This window comes from Paenibacillus lentus (assembly GCF_003931855.1).
GTDB lineage: Bacteria > Bacillota > Bacilli > Paenibacillales > Paenibacillaceae > Fontibacillus > Fontibacillus lentus.
The window spans coordinates 269,430-286,058 of sequence record NZ_CP034248.1; the positions used below are offsets into that span (position 1 = coordinate 269,430).

General features: G+C 49.5%; 16 protein-coding genes and 1 pseudogene. 4 read left to right on the forward strand and 13 right to left on the reverse strand.

The annotated features are described in order from the left end of the window. Positions 1-7 precede the first annotated feature (7 nt). Entirely contained in the window at positions 8-184 is a 177-nt protein-coding gene (locus EIM92_RS23585) for a hypothetical protein (protein WP_164514994.1), read from the forward strand. Between the two features lie 669 nt (positions 185-853). Here EIM92_RS23585 and ssuE read toward each other — a convergent pair. After that, positions 854-1,408, reverse strand: coding sequence for an NADPH-dependent FMN reductase (ssuE, locus tag EIM92_RS01325; RefSeq protein WP_125081135.1), 555 nt, complete (start codon positions 1,406-1,408; stop codon positions 854-856). A 435-nt stretch (positions 1,409-1,843) separates the two neighbouring features. On the opposite strand from ssuE, the gene EIM92_RS01330 reads away from it, so the two are divergent. Then, a complete protein-coding gene (locus EIM92_RS01330; RefSeq protein ID WP_125084969.1) occupies positions 1,844-2,767 on the forward strand; it encodes an SDR family oxidoreductase in 924 nt (307 codons plus the stop codon). 151 nt (positions 2,768-2,918) lie between these two features. Here EIM92_RS01330 and EIM92_RS01335 read toward each other — a convergent pair whose 3' ends face one another. Both EIM92_RS01335 and EIM92_RS01340 read right to left on the reverse strand, forming a co-directional pair. After that, positions 2,919-4,547, reverse strand: a complete 1,629-nt coding sequence (locus tag EIM92_RS01335) for an NAD(P)H-hydrate dehydratase (RefSeq protein ID WP_125081136.1) — start codon at positions 4,545-4,547, stop codon at positions 2,919-2,921. Positions 4,548-4,721: 174 nt separating this feature from the next. Then, positions 4,722-5,360: an NAD(P)-dependent oxidoreductase gene (locus EIM92_RS01340; protein ID WP_125081137.1), complete on the reverse strand. Its 639-nt coding sequence runs from the start codon at positions 5,358-5,360 to the stop codon at positions 4,722-4,724. An 890-nt stretch (positions 5,361-6,250) separates the two neighbouring features. Here EIM92_RS01340 and EIM92_RS01345 point away from each other — a divergent pair. Further along, positions 6,251-7,606: pseudogene (locus tag EIM92_RS01345) on the forward strand (IS1182 family transposase); the annotation flags it as partial. 342 nt (positions 7,607-7,948) lie between these two features. Here EIM92_RS01345 and EIM92_RS01350 read toward each other — a convergent pair. The 4 genes from EIM92_RS01350 to EIM92_RS23590 all read right to left on the reverse strand — a co-directional run bounded on the left by EIM92_RS01350 (position 7,949) and on the right by EIM92_RS23590 (position 9,999). Further along, a complete protein-coding gene (locus EIM92_RS01350; protein ID WP_125081138.1) occupies positions 7,949-8,335 on the reverse strand; it encodes a DUF1634 domain-containing protein in 387 nt (128 codons plus the stop codon). A 3-nt stretch (positions 8,336-8,338) separates the two neighbouring features. Next, positions 8,339-9,172 carry a sulfite exporter TauE/SafE family protein gene (locus EIM92_RS01355; RefSeq protein WP_211344413.1) on the reverse strand — a complete coding sequence of 278 codons (834 nt, stop codon included), beginning with the start codon at positions 9,170-9,172 and terminating at the stop codon, positions 8,339-8,341. 47 nt (positions 9,173-9,219) lie between these two features. Beyond that, a complete protein-coding gene (locus EIM92_RS01360) occupies positions 9,220-9,654 on the reverse strand; it encodes a GNAT family N-acetyltransferase (protein WP_125081140.1) in 435 nt (144 codons plus the stop codon). A gap of 204 nt (positions 9,655-9,858) precedes the next feature. Further along, complete coding sequence (locus EIM92_RS23590; protein WP_164514995.1) at positions 9,859-9,999, reverse strand: hypothetical protein; 141 nt, start codon at positions 9,997-9,999, stop codon at positions 9,859-9,861. A gap of 219 nt (positions 10,000-10,218) precedes the next feature. Between EIM92_RS23590 and EIM92_RS01365 the strand changes: the two genes are divergently transcribed. Next, entirely contained in the window at positions 10,219-11,169 is a 951-nt protein-coding gene (locus EIM92_RS01365; RefSeq protein ID WP_125081141.1) for a hypothetical protein, read from the forward strand. 145 nt (positions 11,170-11,314) lie between these two features. Here the strand turns inward: EIM92_RS01365 and EIM92_RS01370 are convergent, their stop codons facing one another. The 6 genes from EIM92_RS01370 to EIM92_RS01395 form a co-directional block, all read right to left on the reverse strand. Next, positions 11,315-11,539: a YezD family protein gene (locus EIM92_RS01370; RefSeq protein ID WP_125081142.1), complete on the reverse strand. Its 225-nt coding sequence runs from the start codon at positions 11,537-11,539 to the stop codon at positions 11,315-11,317. 60 nt (positions 11,540-11,599) lie between these two features. Then, positions 11,600-12,460, reverse strand: a complete 861-nt coding sequence (cysW, locus tag EIM92_RS01375; protein ID WP_125081143.1) for a sulfate ABC transporter permease subunit CysW — start codon at positions 12,458-12,460, stop codon at positions 11,600-11,602. A gap of 194 nt (positions 12,461-12,654) precedes the next feature. After that, positions 12,655-13,488: a sulfate ABC transporter permease subunit CysT gene (gene cysT, locus EIM92_RS01380; protein WP_125081144.1), complete on the reverse strand. Its 834-nt coding sequence runs from the start codon at positions 13,486-13,488 to the stop codon at positions 12,655-12,657. Positions 13,489-13,558: 70 nt separating this feature from the next. Beyond that, positions 13,559-14,614, reverse strand: coding sequence for a sulfate ABC transporter substrate-binding protein (locus EIM92_RS01385; protein WP_125081145.1), 1,056 nt, complete (start codon positions 14,612-14,614; stop codon positions 13,559-13,561). Between the two features lie 379 nt (positions 14,615-14,993). Beyond that, complete coding sequence (locus EIM92_RS01390) at positions 14,994-16,073, reverse strand: lactonase family protein (protein WP_125081146.1); 1,080 nt, start codon at positions 16,071-16,073, stop codon at positions 14,994-14,996. Positions 16,074-16,088: 15 nt separating this feature from the next. Next, positions 16,089-16,535, reverse strand: coding sequence for an RrF2 family transcriptional regulator (locus tag EIM92_RS01395; protein ID WP_125081147.1), 447 nt, complete (start codon positions 16,533-16,535; stop codon positions 16,089-16,091). Positions 16,536-16,629 lie beyond the last annotated feature (94 nt).

A 16,629-nucleotide genomic window follows, 5' to 3' on the forward strand; every position in this document is an offset into this window, starting at 1 on the left:
TGCCAGCATGTTCTACTTCAATGAAGACATTGAGGGCGGACTTGGAGGGCGTGACTTGGAAGGCGGAACTTGGTGGGCCGACTTGGAAGGCGGAACTTGGAAGGCCGACTTGGAAGGCGGAACTTGGTGGGCGTCTGACTTAGATGGATTTCATGTGTCTATTTTCCTTGCAAAAGCACTTTAGCAAAAATAACTGTATTTCGTGTATTTAAAGCATTACTTTTTGTCTTACTAGCCTGTTTGTCTTGTTTTAACTACAAGAAATCCAGCTAATCTGTGCAACCAGCCGATACTGGATCATTTAAATACAACGAATACAGTTATGACGTTCATTCAGTTGGCTCTGCAACTTTAAATGCCACGAATAATAACAAGTAACAACGAATACAGTTAAAGCGTGCATCTAACATACGTTGCTTTTTTAATTACAACAAGCCCTAATTCAGATATACGAAAAGGCTCTAAATCATTCTAAATGAACGATTTAGAGCCTTTTTTGGCTTTATAGATCCATCTATAGTGGTTCATTCCGGTGGTTCCATTCTCGCTAAAGATGTGTTCTCTGTTGTAGCCGCAGCTGCTCAGGTATATCAAATCGCAAAATCGCCATTAGCTTCTTCAAAGTAATGCGAGCTAAGCCAAGCACCCGTTCAAGCACTTTAAAGTCACTGGAAGCTACTTCAAAGTTACTTCAAACATTTCAAGCATTTCAAGCACTTCAAGCACTTCAAGCACTTTAAAGTCACTTCAATCTATTCCAAGCGAATTCAAAGCCACCTCAAGTTACTACAAACTACTACAAACTACTACAAGCTACTCGAATCCATTTCAAGCTATTTAAACCGGTTCTAAATTATTTCAGCTCCGCAAATTGAACGCGTCGATATGTTTCCTCGACTAGCTCTGCAACATTATCTTCCAATCTGGTGACCAACTCCTCATTGATCTCGAAGCCGCCCTGCTCCGTACGAGCGATATAAGCATCCACCGCATAAACCCCACCTAGAATATGACGTGCACCAAGCGCCGATAGCACTGGTTTAAGCGAATAGTCAATAGACAGCAGGTGCGCCAGGCTGCCACCGATAAATAGCGGCAAAATAATTTTGCCAGCTAGGCCTTTTTGCGGGACGAGATCCAGGAATGTCTTCAACACTCCCGTATATGATGCTTTGTACACCGGGCTGGCAACGATGATCGCATCCGCTTCAGCGACTAGTCCGTTCGCCTTCACGATCGCTTCACTTTCGAATTTCGTATGGATGAGATCCTCTGGAGGAAGCTCGCCCACATTCACATGATTAACCTCAAAACCTTGCTTTTGCAGCAGTTCATCGGCCAGCTCGATTATCGCCGTCAAGCGGGAGCCGGGCGTAGGACTTCCGTTAATAATTGTCACCTTTGGCATATTTATATTCTCCTTTGCTAGGTTCTTTTTTGCACGCTATTTCTGTAGCATAACTAATTTTCACCGTTCGATCTAATTCTTGATCATTTGTGATTACGGGCTGCCGCCGACCTAATCCCGACTAAATCACTCTACTTAAAAAAAGGCTATCAATATTTAAAGTAAATGTCAATCAGGCACCCTCATCTAGGCAAATGCATACTCATACTTCAAAGAAGTTACCATGATCTGGAGGTTTTTATTTTGAATCCGATAATTCCTGAAAATCCAATGAGTACGATGAGTCGAGCGATTCCCTCGTTCACGATGATTCCTTCGATTGATTCGATGAAATCATTCAACTCGATAGCCGAAAATCTTAATTCAGCGAGAAGCAAGGGCTTCATGAAAACTATGAACCACTCGTCCCCTCCGATGCCAGCATATCCGCATCCAATGCCCCCTTATCCAACAAATAATGAAAATCCTGTTTACCCGTATTACGCCAAAGAAACGGTATGCAAAGAACAGCCTATAGCCTTCCCGCCTCAGCATCAGCCTTTTCAACCGGGATTGGAAAGCTTCATGAGCCCTAAGCCGATCTCAGAGAATCCAAATTACCGCGGTAGTTGTAAGCTTAAAGGCAAGGTTGCAATTATTACGGGCGGAGACAGCGGTATTGGCCGGGCTACGGCGATCGCTTTCGCCAAAGAGGGTGCAGACGTCGTTATCCCCTATTTGTGGGAAACCTCGGACGCCATGGAGACCAAAGCTCGTGTGGAGGCGCTCGGACAATGCTGCCTGCCCATCCAAATCGATCTTCGTTTCAAAAGAAATTGCGAAACCGTCGTGCATGAGACGATCTCTGCTTTTGGCCGTCTCGACATTTTGGTCAACAATCATGGCGTACAGTATCCTCAGAACAGCATCGTTGATATTTCCGAGCAACAGCTGTACCAGACCTTTCAAACGAATATATTCCCGTTTTTTTTCATGGTTCAGGCAGCACTGCCCCATTTGCGCCGTGGAAGTTCGATAATCAATACCACCTCCATTACAGCTTATAAAGGACATAAGACGCTGATCGACTATTCCTCTACAAAAGGAGCCATTGTCTCATTCACCCGCTCCCTGTCGCTCTCGCTCATCGATTACGGCATTCGTGTAAACGCCGTTGCACCCGGCTCAACCTGGACGCCTCTCATTCCCTCCAGCTATAGCGCCGAAAAAGTAGCCGTATTTGGCACCGATGCGCCGATTGAGCGGGCAGCACAGCCCTATGAGCTCGCTCCTGCTTATGTTTATTTGGCGAGCGATGATTCCAGCTACGTTACCGGCGAAGTTATGCACGTAAACGGCGGTGCCATGGTTACAACGTAACAAGCATAATTGTTCAGACTTTAACAAAGTTCTTGACAGCCCACTAGATAGGGTTACAACATAACAGGCGAAAAATGTTCAGGCTTAACGAATAAGCCCATTCCCCCATTCCCTTCCGTCCTTTACCGACAATTGTCTTCCAAACGATGGACTAGAGCGCCTCAACAATATCCCCGGCAAGCAAGGAGCCGGACGTCCATCGCGCCGAAGCGGCGCGCTCTCCAGCAAGGCCGTGCAGATATACGCCGAGCGCAGCGGCTTGAATTCCGTTCAGGCCTTGGGCAAGCCATGAGGCGATGATGCCCGTGAGCACATCGCCGCTCCCTCCGGTCGCCATCCCGGGGTGACCAGTGGTGTTGACAAAGACGCGGCCGTCGGGGTCCGCAACGACCGTGCGGGCTCCCTTCAACACCAGCGTCACGCCGTGCTGCTCGGCGAATCGGCGCGCGAAGCCGAGCCGATCCCGCTGCACCTCGGCCGTGCTCAGCCCGGCGAGCCGGGCCATTTCGCCGGGATGCGGCGTCAGCACCGTCGCCGCAGCCCGGCGCTGCCACGCTGCAAGGCCTCCGGCCGCAGCGAGAATGTTCAGGGCATCCGCGTCCACGACAAGTGGACGGGGGATGCCCTCCCAAAGCGCGCGCAGGAAGCCCGCCTCGCCCGGAAATCGGCCCAGCCCCGGGCCGACGGCGAGCACATCGCGCGCCTGCATAAGCCGCAGCACTTCGTCCGCGGCGGCCTCGCTCCACGCCCCGTTCCCGTCATCGGGAATCGGGGCGGTCATGAGCTCGGGCACGGCGCCGGCCGCATGCGGCAGCAGCGCGGCTGGCAGCGCCCACGTGGCCAGCCCGCAGCCGGCGCGAAGCGCGGCCTTGGCCGAGAGCAGCGCAGCGCCGCTCATCGGCAGGCTGCCTGCGGCCAGCAGCACGTGCCCGTGCGTGCCCTTGTGACCGTCCGCCCTGCGAGGACGGTCTAACCCGATGCCGAGCTCGCTCCGCAACGAGGCCTCGGACAAAACCTGCCCTGCACCGGGCACATGCCGAGGCAGGACAGGCGGAATGCCGATATAACGCACCACCACTTCCCCCGCAGCCTCAGCTCCCGGATACTGGGTCAGCCCCGCCTTCAAGAAGGCCAGGCTGACCGTCCTCCGGGCCCGGATGCACGGGTCGTGCACACCGCCCGTATCGGCGTCCAAGCCGCTCGGTATATCTGCCGCAACGATCGGCAGACCGCTTCCATTTGCTGCGCGGATAAGGGAAGCGTAAGCCCCTCGCGGAGCCCCCTTCGCGCCTGTACCGAGCAGCGCGTCGACGATCCCGGTGAAGCCGGAGAAAATATCGGCTTCACCGGGCGTGTACACTGATCGCGGCAGCCCAAGCGCTTCCGCGATCGCATGCTGCGCCGCCGCATCACCGCGAAGCGATTCCGGCGGCTCCACATAGAGCAGATGGACGCGCACCCCCGCGTCCATCAGATGACGGGCACAGACCAGCCCGTCACCGCCGTTGTTGCCTTTTCCAATTAGGATAAGCCAGCGTTCCCCCCGAGATCTCTCCCGCTCGGCCAATTCCCAACGAATAGCCTCCTGACGAACGACGCTCGGGTCAGCCACCTCCGCCGAACCTTGCTGCTCATTTCCGGATCGAACACGGCAATAAGCAAGCACCTCCTCCGCAATGACTCGCCCGGCGTTTTCCATTAAAACCATCGAGGGAATGCCCAGCGTTTTTATCGTATAATCGTCGATCTCCCTCATCTGTTCAGAAGTTACCATCTGCATGTTCTGTTTCCCCTGCCCTTCTAATTTGCCATGCAGTATGCCGTATAAACAGCCAAAGACTGCCCTCCACAGACTGTAAAAAAACAAAGCTGCCTCATAGCCAACAGAACTAGGTTCTGCATCCCTTATTGATCTCGTAGGCCCCGTAACTTGTTAGATCACATCTGTCTTTCTCTAATAAGCGACTGTAAAACGGGCTCCAGGGAACTGCGGATCCTCCGCTTCATCCAGCAAGGCTACGGCGTAATCCTCGATGGAGATGCGGCTCTGATCCCTCTCATCCGTAACCAGCCGATTCGTACCGATTCGAAACTGCCCCGTGCGTTTGCCCGGCTCGATGACTGCTGCTGGACTCAATACCGTCCACAGCAAATCAGATGCTTTATATACTTGGTAGGCTTCATCATGAGCTCGCGCTAAAGGACGGATCTCTTCCGGGAATTCGGGGGTATCCATCAGCAAAACGCCAGGCTCCACTTCCAGCCCTCCGGCCCCGCCAACCACGATTAACCGGCGCACTCCGCCGCGCTTCACACCCTCGACCAAGGAGCGAGCTGCTTCTGGAAGCTCATCCTCCTCTCCAAACTTGGGCCCGTATGCACTAATAACGAGATCCCTGCCTTCCACCGCCTTCGCAATCGATTCGGGCATTAAAATATCTCCCTGGAGCAGATGAAGCCCCTCTTGGTCTTCCAAACCTTCCAGCTTAACGGTATTGCGGACAACCGCGGTTACCTCATGCCCCCGCCGCAGCGCCTCTGCCAAAATAGCTTTTCCGATCGTACCCGTGCCACCAAAAATTAAGATTTTCAATTCGAACGCCTTCTCTCTTCTAAATTTGATTGTGCTTGTATTATCATTATCACAAACAGCAGGAGATCAAACGTCTACGGATAAAACGCTAAGGATAAAGCGGCAGAAGATAAAGCGGTACGGCTGGCTGGTTTCTTAATTACCCTAATTCTGCTTATATGACAAGGCCCCTTCCTAACTGAAGAAGGATAGGCATTAAGCCTATACAAGCTTGGCGGAAGAGGCTTTATATTTTACCATATAGGTATTGGTCGCATGGTAGTAACCATTAGGATCGTCACCTGAAACAACAAACCACTTTTACATTTACCATAATGATCGTATGAACTAGAACTACCTGATGATTAGATTTGGTTCTGGTACCAACTAGATTGAACAACTATTGAATTGAACCTGGAATGTATCTAAATGCTCCCACTCTCGCTGTTGTTTCCAGATTTCTCAGATGGATTTCTCAGATGGTATAGGTTCCTAAGATGCTGAATTCCGACCACGAAAGTAACCGCATGCTTATGCTCCCAAAACAGTTTCCCAGCTTTCTTTCAGAAAGTTTCCGTTTTTTTTAGAAATGTTCTGAAGAGTTTCATTTCTTCGAGACTTCACTACTTCAAGATTCTGCTACTGTCACACCACGAAATGGATTTCATGTATCTAATTTCGCTCTAAACGAATGTTTCAAGGAATTAGATGGATTTTATGCACCTAGAATCAGGGAATCCAGCTCAGAATTGGCCATTTCTTTTTTCTAACGACATGAAATCCATTTAAATCTACTTTTCCTTCATTATCGCAGAAACTAACTACTATAAATCAGACTGTTGAAAAAGCCCCTATCTAGATCACATTACCGCGTTAATTTGGTATAATATAGGTAATATATTGAAAGTGTGGTGCGCGAGTTGCCTAACATTCAACAAGATAGAAATCAAATTGAATTGGTTAGTATAGATATGCTTGTACCAAAAGATCATTTACTACGAATCATTGATGAAAACGTAGATTTTTCATTTATTACGGAGATGACTCGCCCCTACTATCACGGCACATTAGGGAGGCCTCCAATTCACCCGATTCGCCTTTTCAAAATGATGCTGATTGGTTATTTATATGGCATTCACTCCGAAAGGCAATTAGAGCAAGAAATTAAAACGGACGTAGCCTACCGCTGGTTCCTCGGTCTAGGCTTAACGGATCCTGTGCCGGATCACTCGACGATTAGTTACAACCGTAATGTGCGATTCAAAGGATCTACCATTTTTCAAGACATTTTTGACGAAGTAGTCCGTTTGGCCATCCGTCATAACATGGTAGGGGGACGTGTTCTCATTACTGATTCAACGCACATCCAAGCTAACGCGAATAAAAATCGTTCATCGATGCAAGTTGTGACGGAAACGCCCCTTGAATATTTAAAAGAATTGGAGACAGCTGTTAATCAAGAACGAGAGCGTCATGAAAAAAAGCCGCTGCCGCCCGTGAAAAACGAAACGATTGAAAAAAAACTGCGAGTGAGTAACACCGATCCAGAAAGTGGCTTTATGAAGCGTAAAGGCAAACCCGAAGGGTTTTATTATTTGGATCATCGTACAGTCGATCACAAATTCAATCTCATTACGGATGTCCATGTTACCCCTGGAAATGTGAATGACTCAACCGTTTATATAGAAAGACTTCAAAGACAGATCGATACATTTGACTTTCACAATACGTTAGAAGCTGTTGCTTTGGATTCAGGATATATGACGCCCTACATATGCAAAAAAACAAGCGAGATGGGTATTTTCAGTGTCATCGCTACTCGTAATGCCCCTACAGCAGAGGGGACTATACCCAAAGAAGAGTTTTCCTATGACCCGCAACAAGACGCTTATATATGTCCCAATGGATCTAAGCTGACTTACCACACAACCAATCGCAATGGATACAAAGAATATATGTCCAACCCTGACTTATGTGGCCAATGCCCATTATTGGATAGCTGTACATCAAGCAAAAATCGTAAACGTAAAATTCAGCGGCATGTTTGGGAAGGGTTTAAAGAGCGAGTAGAAGCGAATTACCGTAGCTCTTCAGGACAGATCTTGTATAAGCTCCGTTGTAAAACAGTTGAGCGAAGCTTCGCGGATGCCAAAGTGCTCCATGGGCTTCGCATTTCCCGTTTGCGTGGCCGGGAAAAAGTGCAGGAACAAGCACTGATGACTGCCATAGTGCAGAACATTAAGAAAATAGCAAGGCACCTAGCCAAGCTTTTTTCTCGTACAAACGGGAACTCACCTTATATTTTAATCCTTTCGATTCTGGATTTCCGTGGAAAGTATGTTTTCTTGCATAGAAAATCAATTACTTCAACAGTCTGTATAAATCCAGTTGGATTTGAGTTTGGGGTTGGGTTAGCTCTACTTCTACTTCTACTTCTACTTCTAGTTCTAGTTCTTGTTCTTTCTTGTTCTACTTCTCGTACTCTCTGCCTCTGGCTCTGCCCTTTAGTTCTGCCTTTGGCTCTAATTTCCGCCTCTCGCTCTGCCCTCAGGTTCAACCTCTAGTTCAATCTACTCCAAATTAAAGATATGGCTAGCGTTCAGGCTAGTCTAGGTTCCAACCTTGCCCAGCACAAAGCTGATAGCTAAAATAATCAGGACGAAAATCGAAATAACCACGAACCGGTAATCCTTCTCGTGGATGAACGCGAGCATTGAGACGAATACGCGAAATACAGGGGTCAAAATGAGTAGGATTAAGCCAACTTCGATAATAGCTACGGACTTCAGTTGGAGCACGCCTTGGAATATGTCGGGCAGACTCGTTGGAAAGGTATCCTCGGGATAGCCGCTGTCCCCCGTGACGAGAAATAGAATAAGGCCGACAACGATAACTAGGCCGGCCAGAACGATGCCGATTCGCAGCATTTTGCTGACGGCGATTTCAACTTCGGCTGTCCGCTCCTGATGTTTTGCTTGCTGTTGCTGTTCCGACATAGGTCAACCCCTCCATCCCTGGTATATCATTTGGAAGGCGATGTAGATCATGATGGGGATAAAAAGCTTGCGGATCGTTTTGCTTTTTAGCCGCTGCATAATTCTCGCCCCGATCGTTGCCCCGACCAATACGCCGAGAGCGACTGGCGCTGAAATGACGGGGATAATGTCACCGCGCAGGAAATAGATTCCCGCACTGGCAGCAGCGGTGACGCCCATCATGAAGTTGCTCGTCGCTGTGGACACTTTGAGCGGCATTTTCATAAAAACGTCCATTGCCATAACTTTGAAGCTGCCACTACCGATTCCCAGCAGTCCGGAAACCACACCAGCCCCGTACATGACGCCAAAGCCTTCGTATACCCGGTCTACGTTATAAGTAATTTTTCGGCCCAGCGCTTTATCATAGTATTCTCCGCCTAGCCCCAGCTTCTCGGCTACCGGATGCTGCGGAACGTTAACAGGGATTTCCTCCTTGCCCTTCTTCACCATCGCATACGCTGAATAAAGCAGCAGCAGGGCAAATATGAAGTATAAGAAATTCGGTGCAATTAACGCAGCTAGGAACGCTCCCGTTATCGCCCCGACCGTTGTGGCAATCTCCAGGAACATGCCTACCCTCACATTGGTAATCCGATCCCTTATGTAAGCAACGGCCGAGCCGCTAGAGGTCGCGATAACCGAAATCAGACTCGCTCCGATTGCATGATTAATGTCCACGCCGAATAGCAGGGTTAGCGCCGGAGTTACGACGATTCCGCCACCTAGCCCAAGAATGGAGCCAACAATTCCCGCCAAAATGGCGATCAAAAAAATTTCAATAACAATGGCAGTCAAAAAGACATCTCCTTTGTGATCATTTCCGAGAATCATCCCAGTATTTCTCATCTTTTTTTCTTAATTCTCAAATACATGCCCAGAGACTCGGGCGCCGTATACCGAAAGCCATATTTCAAATAAAGCTTGTCAGCCGGCCGATCAGCGATCAGACTGACATAAGCCTCATCTGGCGCCTCGTTCTTCAAATCATTCATAAGCTCATCCATAATGAGCTTCCCAAGCCCTTGTCCCTGATAATCTGGACGCACGGCGATATCCACAATTTGCAGGAAACAACCCCCGTCGCCGACCACTCGCCCCATGCCGACAAGCTCCTTTCCTTCATTGCCAGCATATAGTGACACCGCAAAAAGTGAGTTGCTCAACCCGATTTTTATCCCCTGCTCACTTCTCGGACTCAGTCCTGCTTGCTTCCTCAGTACGGCATAATCTCCAGCATCCGGAACTTCTCTGACAACACGAACTTGCTCCTGTTCCATGCGATTTCTCCCTCCTGCTCCGCTGCTGCGGCACTAAGTAAAGATATGCGCCTTCCTTCAATCGATGTAGGCCACGTCCATCCGTATATCAGTCTATCAGTCAATCATAACCATGTTTCTATCGATCAGTCGATCATAACCATGCTTCTTCAGCAACCGAAGAGCCAGGCAACCGAAGCCACCAGCAACCGAAGCACCCAGGCATCATCCTTGCCAAGCATGCGCAGACTGGTTTAGTCGATCACGCCGCTCTCCACCAAGCAGTAGTAGGATAGACACCTCTTCGGTAAAGGTTCTCAGCCCGAGATCCTTATGCTTGTGCGCTTGCCCCGAAGGCCTATTCAATCACGCCAAGCGTCCTATTAGGTCAAATATAGCATAAGCTACCTCGCTTATGAAAGAAGACCATAGGCTTCTGAACAGATGATAATCTTGCTATATCCCCGCTTAGGGCAGGAGCAGACATGCAAAATGAAGCCACGGCGTTTTTTTCCATTTCTCCGCTTGAAAAACGTACCTAACGTATGCAATAGTGGAATGAGGAAGATCGAAAGGGTGGTTTAGGTGTCACTTTCGGATTGGATAGTGTGGCCTTCTCTGTATTCTCCTACAGCCGTCATTTTAGCGCCAGCGCTTATACTGTTCATTTGGCAATATGGCGCCTCCAAGCGAAGAACGACACACAAGATCAATGTGCGACTTGAACGTCTGCATCGCAGCTTGGAAATATACGCCGCAGCGACGGGAGCTCTGCTTCGGGAAATCGACGGACAGAATGAACCGTCATCTGCCGAGCATGCGCAGCTGGTCGATAAGCTGCTGGCCTGTAAAGCCGCACCATACGCAACAGAGGATTTGCTAGCACAGATTACAGCTTATACGATGAACGAAGGGGACAGAACGCGCCTTACACTGCTGTTAAGAACAATCGAGCGCGAGACGGAACGATTGGTAGAAGAGCGCAGCGTACTGTTACGCCGCACAGAGAAGCCCGGTTGGGGCTGGTCTTTATGGCAGCAGTTCCATCATGCGCTGCCGTTTATATTTACGGTCGGTATTTTTATGCTGGTTCTCTGGCTCCTAGGCTCACTGGATTCGCTCGGCTACATCGGAGATGAGCGCTGGAGCACATCAGAAGATCAATGGTCCCTGCTATATATTTGGACTCGCTTTCTTTCATGCCTATTCTCCCTGCTTATACTATATCCCTACCTCAGGGGCTGGAGAAGGGAGTCGTCCAGTTCTTTGCTGCAGCGCTGGCTAGCCGTTATCATTGCTTTGACCGCTTTGCTGCATATGATCGGCTTGTCCTGGGCTCCGTATATATTTACACTTCAGCTGCTGCTCTTTTTAGCAGGATTTCGCTTTAGTCATAACAAGCCGCGCAAATCCCGCCCCTTCGTAGGCCATTATTTCGAAGAAAACGAGCTATCCGCGCTGGAGGCTCAGCTTGTGGATTCACCCGACCTTGATATGGATTCTGGATTGAAATCCAAAGACTCTGGATCGCCTTAATTTATTCATCTGCGATTCCAGCATAAATAACCCCGATCCCTGTGTTGCCTTGCAGGTCTTACCGACCTTTCAAGCCACCGGATCGGGGTTGTTCTCTTCTTCATATCCAAGAATGATCCATTCCCTGTCTTCTTTACTCTGTATTCTATCTACTTCCAGATTGCCGGAATGGCCGGGCTGAATTTCGCTGGCTTCCGGAGGACTTGGCAGAACTGGAAGCACCCATTTCGTAACGTTTCCGCTCTGTACGCTCCATCTGAACGATTTGTCCTTCATGGACGACAATGTTGAGCGAGCCGAACTCCATCTTGTCTAACAATCCTGCAATCCGATCTAACCATACATCGTCAACCTTTAATGGTTTTGCCATGCTTACTGCCTCCCTCTCCTCGGCAATTCTGTCTGTGTCCATATTTATTCCCATGAAATATTAATGCTGACTTTTACGCGTAAACCAGCTTTTGAACACTAAAGTAACGAGCGCTAGCAGCAGCAACAAAGAAGCTACGGCAAAAGACGCAGAGAACTGGTACTCGTTATACAAAATTTCCACATGTAGCGGAAGTGTATTGGTCTCCCCACGGATATGCCCAGAGACGACGGATACCGCGCCAAATTCCCCCATCGCTCTAGCATTACATAGTATAATGCCGTATAAGAGTCCCCATTTAATATTCGGCAGTGTCACTTTCCAGAAGACTTTAAAGCCCCGTGCCCCAAGCATCACTGCAGCCTCTTCCTCCTGCTGCCCCTGATCCTCCATTAACGGAATGAGCTCTCTGGCGACGAAAGGAAAGGTTACAAATAAGGTCGCAAGAATGATCCCCGGGAGAGCGAATATGACTTTCAAATCATGCTCCTGCAGCCACGGGCCGAGCCAGCCATTAGCACCGTATACAAGAACATAGATCAATCCGCCAATCACGGGAGATACAGCAAACGGCAAGTCAATTAACGTGATTAGCAGCTGCTTTCCGCGAAACTTAAACTTTGTCACGGCCCAAGCAGCAGCTACACCAAAAATGGTATTCAGCGGCACCGTAATGAGTGCGACTAGAAGCGTGAGCTTCAAGGCCGACAAGGCATCTGGATCCCCGATCGCCTCGATGTATACTCCCCAGCCTTTTTTCAGGGCTTCTGTAATAACTACAACTAGCGGTAAAACGATAAGCCACAGCAGCACCAGCACTGCTGCCCCGATCAGAATCCATTTCATAACGCTTGATTCATTCACCTTGCGCTGCCTGACCGTGGATGGCTTCTTGGCAGATAGCGGTACAAAGCCAGCCATTTCCTGATACCTCCCTGATTTCTGATTGCTAGACTCTCCTGTTCTAGTTCTCCAGCGATTGTTGTTTTTTCAAGCTCTTTTCAAGCTCTTAGCTGCACCTTCTCCATGAGACTTCTCAGCTCATTACGGTGATTATTTGCGGTGATTATTTACCCCGTCTCTCTCCTCCTCGGCATGACGCATTGACCGCGATCTCACTCTTTCGCCGTCTTGCGTACTTTCCGCTGCAGGGAGTTGATGAGCAGCAACAGTACAAAAGATATGAACAGCAGGATCAAAGCCACCGCTGTAGCTCCGGCGTAATCGAACTGCTCCAGCTTCGACATAATGAGCAGAGGGGCGATCTCCGTCTTCATCGGCATATTGCCGGAAATGAAAACAACGGATCCGTATTCCCCAATCCCGCGAGCAAATGCCAGGGCAAATCCCGTCAGCAACGGCGGCAGCAGCTCGGGCAGTACGACGGAGCGAAATGTCCGGAAGCGGCTGGCGCCCAGCGTTGCCGCAGCCTCCTCGACTTCTGCATCCAGTTCCTGGAGTACAGGTTGAACCGTCCTGACAACGAAGGGAATCCCTATGAACATCAACGCCAGCGTGATGCCAATCGGGGTGAATGCAATCTTTATCCCTAGCGGCTCAAATAAGGAGCCGATCCAGCCGTTTGCCGAATAGATCGCTGTCAGCGACACCCCTGCTACCGCAGTAGGCAGAGCAAAGGGAAGATCGATCATCGCATCAAAAATATTTTTGCCGGGAAAATCATATCGAACGAGTACCCACGCGATCAGGAGACCGAGTACGGTATCAATTAATCCGGCCGCTGCCGCAGTCAGAAAGCTCACCTTATATGAAGCAAGTACGCGTGAATCTGTCGCAACATCCCAGAACTTCTCCCAGGTAAGACCCGTCGAATTCAGCAGCAGCGCAGATAACGGAATCAATACGACCAAGCTAATATATAGTACGCTGTAACCCATCGTGATCCCGAAGCCGGGAAGCACTCCGCGCTTTGAAGTGCTACTGTGCATGAATGCTCATCCTTTCCATCTGTGCATCCCTTTCCCCTTGCCTAGGATGCTCCTCCGTTTATCCGGTCGGTTATTTAGGCGCATAAATTTGCGTGAATATGCCGCCATCTCTAAAATGCTTCTCATGAACTGCAGCCCATCCGCCAAATTCCTCGTCAATCGTAAACAGTTTAATTTCCGGGAACGCACCTTCGAATTTACTCTTTACGCTGTCCAGCGTAGGCCGATAGTAATTTTCTGCGGCAATGGTCTGGCCTTCTTCTGAATACAGGTACTCTAAGTAAGCCTCGGCTACTTCGCGAGTGCCTTTTTTATCGATATTTTTATCTACAACAGCTACAGGTGGTTCAGCGATAATACTCTCCGACGGGTAGACAATATCGAATTTATCCGGACCAAGCTCTTCCACCGACAGCCAGGCCTCATTCTCCCAAGCGAGCAGCACGTCCCCTAGTCCACGCTCCACAAATGTCGTGGTTGCCCCGCGGGCACCGCTATCCAGGACCGGAACATTTTCATACAGCTCCTTCACAAACTCCTGTGCCTTGACCTCATCATTGTTGTTCTGATGCATCGCATATCCCCAAGCCGCAAGGTAATTCCAGCGTGCTCCGCCTGAGGTTTGCGGGTTCGGTGTGATGACCTCAATACCGTCCTTTATCAGATCATCCCAGTCTTTGATCCCTTTAGGGTTGCCTTTACGAACCAGGAAAACGATCGTCGAGGTGTAAGGTGAACTGTTGTGATCATATTTCTGCTGCCAGCCTTCATGAATTAAACCGGCCTGTTGAACCGCGTCGATATCATAGCCGAGAGCCAGTGTAACGACATCAGCGTCAAGCCCGTCGATGACAGCCCGGCCCTGCTTGCCCGAACCCCCATGGGATTGCCTGATCTTAACCTTCTGCCCACTCTTTTGCTCCCAGTGAGCAGCAAAGACTTCGTTGAACTCGGAATACAATTCACGGGTCGGATCATAGGATACGTTCAGCAGGGTTATCTCTTTTGCCTTTCCCCCGTTTCCTTCGGCATCGGTAGCGCTGCTCTTGTCTCCGCAGGCCGTTGCTACCAAAGAAACAGCCAGCACGAGACTAACAACCATCCCTTGCTTCAACACCTTTTTCATTACCACTCACTCTCCCCATACTCTCTTAAAATTTCTGTAATTTCCCCGATCCCTGCGAAGCTGCTTTAGCAAAATTAGAAAAGAGGAACGCCCTAGCCCCCCACGGTCAGACCGAACTGCTACCGTGTCTGCCAAGGCAAGTAGAGCGTTCCTCCGTCCGTACGGTGAGAACATTATTTTATTATTCCTACCTGTTTAGTATGCTATGATTGTATTCTATATGCGCTGGGTTTTCTTGTCAAACACTTTTATTGTAATTGTATTAAAAATCTATAAGAAGCGCTTATATTCCAAGATGAGCACGTTGTATCCCCACAGCAAAAGACGAGGCTGGCAGCCTCGTCTTTCTTTTCGCTGAGTTGTTATAAGATAATTGAACCTAAACGCCACTCACCTGTGATTCATGCGGTACGATCGCGACGCAAGATGGCTCCTTCACCTCAAGTTCACTGTCCGTAAGTGATAGGCTTCCTGTTACAGGGTCTCTGCGAAGCACTTTGATGTTATTACTGAATTGGTTGGCCACGATCACAAAATCGTAGGTAACGGCAAAATTACGCGGCCATCTGCCACCGGTGCTCGTCCACTCCGGTGCGCTCAGCCCCCCGTCCGACTCGTCCAGCTTGAAGCGAACAATGCTGTCGTGGCCCCGGTTCGATGCATATAAATACTTGCCATCTGGGGAGATATGAATATCCGCTGCATAGCTCTCCTCGGCGAAATTCTCCGGAAGCGTGCTGACATGCTGTAGGATTTCCAAAATGCCGTGCGTTGGATTATAAGCATACACGGTAATCGTGTTATTAAGCTCGTTGATGCCATAAGCGATCGCATCCGAGGGATGAATGATGAAATGCCTTGGTCCTGCCCCCGGCGGAAGCACCACCTCGCGATGGGTGACCAGTTTGCCGTCTTCTAACCTGTAAATAATGATCTGATCAAGACCTAGATCGGATACGAAGGCGTATCGGCCGTCCTTAGATGGGAGGACGTGATGGGCATGAGCGGATTCCTGACGGTCTTGGCGAAAGCCGCTTCCGACATGCTGGACCGTAGCAGCCTTTCCGGCCAGCCTCCCCTGCTCATCCAGTTCGAAGCTATTCACGTGTCCACTGGAATAGTTGGCGACAAGCAGGTGTCTGGAAGGAGATAATGATACATGACAGGGGCTGGCTCCGCCAGTGCTTTCCGAACGAAGCAGCGTAAGCCGCCCATCGCTACGCTCAATATTATATGCGGCCACCTTGCCCTCCTCGCATTCCATGGCCGCGAACAACCGTAGCTCATCCGACCATTCGCTGACAATTAGAAAGGACGGGTTCTCTATTCCAGAAGTACAATCAACAAGGCGGAGCCTGCCGCTGCCGAGATTTAGGGCGCAGAGGTGAATCCCTGGTTCCTCTGCGGACGAGTACCCTCCAACGTAGAAATACTGCTCGTGTTGATCAAAGATGCTCATTGCATATTTCCTCCCTTATCCGTTTGTCACACTACTCGATTCTGGACGCAAATTCTGAAGCAAGTCCTTTACTCTGGATACTTTAATTTCGTCAAAATAGCGTTCGAGCCAATCTTCGCCGCCAGCAAAAATTCGATCCATCACCTCATGCATGTTCGAGGACACCTGACAGGGCGATTCCTGATTGCCCGAGCACCACACTGGCTGAAGTGAGCCCCTCGCGAACAGGCGATACAAGTCGCCAAGGCTGATGGTATTCAAGTCAGCGCTTAGCAGGTATCCGCCGCCTACTCCTTCTTTCGTCGCTACGTATCCTTGCTTTCTCAACAAACTCAGTACCTTGCGGACACGGGCAGGATGCGTTGCAACACTCATTGCGATTTTCTCGCTGTTAGCCATGCACTCTCTATGAAGATGCAGAAAAAGCAGGCAATGCAAGGCAACCGTAAACTCGCTGTTCATCTTTCTTTCCCCTCTCAGTGATATCTTTGAAACACTAAGCTGCAAATCTAAGCAAATCATTTCTCTGCCCCATACACTCATTTATAATTTCTGT

Coding starts and splice junctions, on each gene's coding strand:
- EIM92_RS23585 (WP_164514994.1), top strand. CDS start 8: ATGTTCTACTTCAATGAAGACATTGAGGGCGGACTTGGAGGGCGTGAC.
- ssuE (WP_125081135.1), bottom strand. CDS start 1,408: ATGCCAAAGGTGACAATTATTAACGGAAGTCCTACGCCCGGCTCCCGC.
- EIM92_RS01330 (WP_125084969.1), top strand. CDS start 1,844: ATGCCCCCTTATCCAACAAATAATGAAAATCCTGTTTACCCGTATTAC.
- EIM92_RS01335 (WP_125081136.1), bottom strand. CDS start 4,547: ATGCAGATGGTAACTTCTGAACAGATGAGGGAGATCGACGATTATACG.
- EIM92_RS01350 (WP_125081138.1), bottom strand. CDS start 8,335: ATGTCGGAACAGCAACAGCAAGCAAAACATCAGGAGCGGACAGCCGAA.
- EIM92_RS01360 (WP_125081140.1), bottom strand. CDS start 9,654: ATGGAACAGGAGCAAGTTCGTGTTGTCAGAGAAGTTCCGGATGCTGGA.
- EIM92_RS01370 (WP_125081142.1), bottom strand. CDS start 11,539: ATGGCAAAACCATTAAAGGTTGACGATGTATGGTTAGATCGGATTGCA.
- cysW (WP_125081143.1), bottom strand. CDS start 12,460: ATGGCTGGCTTTGTACCGCTATCTGCCAAGAAGCCATCCACGGTCAGG.
- cysT (WP_125081144.1), bottom strand. CDS start 13,488: ATGCACAGTAGCACTTCAAAGCGCGGAGTGCTTCCCGGCTTCGGGATC.
- EIM92_RS01385 (WP_125081145.1), bottom strand. CDS start 14,614: ATGAAAAAGGTGTTGAAGCAAGGGATGGTTGTTAGTCTCGTGCTGGCT.
- EIM92_RS01390 (WP_125081146.1), bottom strand. CDS start 16,073: ATGAGCATCTTTGATCAACACGAGCAGTATTTCTACGTTGGAGGGTAC.
- EIM92_RS01395 (WP_125081147.1), bottom strand. CDS start 16,535: ATGAACAGCGAGTTTACGGTTGCCTTGCATTGCCTGCTTTTTCTGCAT.